The sequence below is a fragment of the Sandarakinorhabdus sp. genome (genome assembly GCF_031422795.1).
Classification (GTDB): domain Bacteria; phylum Pseudomonadota; class Alphaproteobacteria; order Sphingomonadales; family Sphingomonadaceae; genus Sandarakinorhabdus.
In genome coordinates this window covers 1-1,915 of record NZ_JANPML010000395.1, presented here as the reverse complement: position 1 = coordinate 1,915, position 1,915 = coordinate 1, and the positions used below count along the sequence as shown (strand labels likewise).

4 protein-coding genes are annotated in these 1,915 nt (G+C 66.2%); all 4 read left to right on the top strand.

Annotation, left to right across the window (positions count from 1 at the left end):
- A partial coding sequence (locus RMO81_RS13890) for a chorismate-binding protein (RefSeq protein WP_310476489.1) occupies positions 1-406 on the top strand: 406 nt, incomplete at its 5' end.
- A gap of 10 nt (positions 407-416) precedes the next feature.
- Positions 417-701: a DUF427 domain-containing protein gene (locus tag RMO81_RS13885; protein WP_310476487.1), complete on the top strand. Its 285-nt coding sequence runs from the start codon at positions 417-419 to the stop codon at positions 699-701.
- 45 nt (positions 702-746) lie between these two features.
- Positions 747-1,349 carry an aminodeoxychorismate/anthranilate synthase component II gene (locus tag RMO81_RS13880; protein ID WP_310476485.1) on the top strand — a complete coding sequence of 201 codons (603 nt, stop codon included), beginning with the start codon at positions 747-749 and terminating at the stop codon, positions 1,347-1,349.
- A partial coding sequence (gene trpD / locus RMO81_RS13875; protein WP_310476484.1) for an anthranilate phosphoribosyltransferase occupies positions 1,346-1,915 on the top strand: 570 nt, incomplete at its 3' end. The genes RMO81_RS13880 and trpD, both read left to right, overlap by 4 nt.

Genomic DNA, 1,915 nt, shown 5'->3' with positions numbered 1-1,915 from the left:
CGAATTCTACAGCCACGTCATGCACATCGTGTCGAACGTGCAGGGCCGGTTGGCTGACGGAGTCGATGCCGTTGCCGCCCTGCTCGCCGGCTTCCCGGCCGGCACCGTATCGGGCGCGCGCAAGGTGCGGGCCATGCAGATCATCGCCGAACTGGAAGGCGAAGCACGCGGGCCCTATGCCGGCGGCGTCGGCTATTTCAGCCCGAATGGCGACATGGATAGCTGCATCGTGCTGTGCACGGCGGTGGTGAAGGATGGCGTGATGCACGTGCAGGCCGGCGCCGGCATCGTCGCCGACAGCGTGGCCGAATATGAACAGCGCGAATGCGAAGCCAAGGCCGGCGCGCTGATCGCGGCGGCGCACGAAGCCATCGCCACGGCCGCGCAAGCCGGTTTTGGCCAATAGGAGAATCAATATGGCGACCGCAACCTGGAACGGCCAAATTATCGCCGACACGGCCGACACGGTGATCGTGGAGGGAAATCATTATTTCCCGGCCGATGCCATTGATCCGGCGCTGTTGAAGCCCAGCACCACGACCAGCGTCTGCGGCTGGAAGGGACTGGCGAATTATTACACCCTGATCGTGGACGGTGCGGAGAACCGCGACGCTGTCTGGTATTATGCCGATCCCAAGCCGCAGGCCGCGCAGATCAAGGGCCGGCTGGCGTTCTGGAAGGGTGTCAAGGTCACGGGGTGACGGTTGGCTGGTGACGGGAGCGCCCCAAATAGCTAAGGCCAGCGCATGACCATTCTCGTCATCGACAACTATGACAGCTTCACCTTCAACCTCGTGCATTATCTGGCCGAGTTGGGAGCCGAAACGATCGTGGTCCGCAACGATGCGCTGACCACGCAGGACGCGATGGGCATGAACCCGGAGGCGATTCTGCTCTCCCCCGGCCCGTGCACGCCCACCGAGGCCGGCATCTGCCTGGCGCTGATTACCGCCGCTGCCGAAACGCGCACCCCGCTGTTCGGCGTGTGCCTTGGCCACCAGGCGCTGGGCCAGGCCTTTGGCGGCATTGTCGAACGCGCGCCGCAGGTGATGCACGGCAAGGTGAGCCCCATCACCCACGATGGAACGGGTGTGTTTGCCGACATCTCCTCCCCGTTCGAAGCCGCCCGCTATCACAGCCTGACGGTGCGCGAAGCCGGTCTGCCCGCCGATCTGGTGGTCAACGCCCACAGCCCCGATGGCCTGATCATGGGCATGCGCCACCGCGAGCTGCCGCTGCACGGCGTGCAGTTCCACCCCGAATCCATCGCCACCCAGCATGGCCACCGGTTGCTGGCCAATTTCATGGCGCTGGCTGGCCTGAAGCCCGATCTGTCGGTTTTGGCATGAGTGCCCTGCCCGATCCGTTCCGCCCGCTTGACGAAGGCGCGGCGGCCGAGGCCTTTGCCGCCATTTTCGATGGCAAGGTGAGCGACGAGGCGTTGGCCGGTTTTCTCACCACGCTGGCGGATCGCGGCGAAACCGTGGGCGAAGTTGTCGCCGCCGCCCGCACCCTGCGCGCCCGCGCCATCCAGCCGTTCCGCGCCGCCGATGCGCTCGATGTGTGCGGCACCGGCGGCGATGGCATGCACAGCCTCAACATCTCGACCGCCGTGTCATTGGTCGTTGCCGCCTGCGGGGTGAAGCTGGCCAAGCATGGCAACCGCGCCGCCTCCTCCACCTCGGGCGCGGCAGATGTGCTGATGGTGCTGGGCGTGCCGGAACTGCCGATGGACCGGCTCGGCCCGTGCCTTGAACAAGTCGGCATCAGCTTCCTGCACGCCGCGCGCCACCACCCGGCGATGGCCCGCGTCGCCCCGGTGCGGCGCGCGCTGAGCCGGCGGACGATCTTCAATCTGCTCGGCCCGCTGTGCAATCCGGCCGGGGTGGATCAGCAATTGCTGGGCGTGTTTGCT

Bases quoted from the DNA above. Each gene is read 5' to 3' on its own strand.
- RMO81_RS13885 (WP_310476487.1), top strand. From the start codon at position 417: ATGGCGACCGCAACCTGGAACGGCCAAATTATCGCCGACACGGCCGAC.
- RMO81_RS13880 (WP_310476485.1), top strand. From the start codon at position 747: ATGACCATTCTCGTCATCGACAACTATGACAGCTTCACCTTCAACCTC.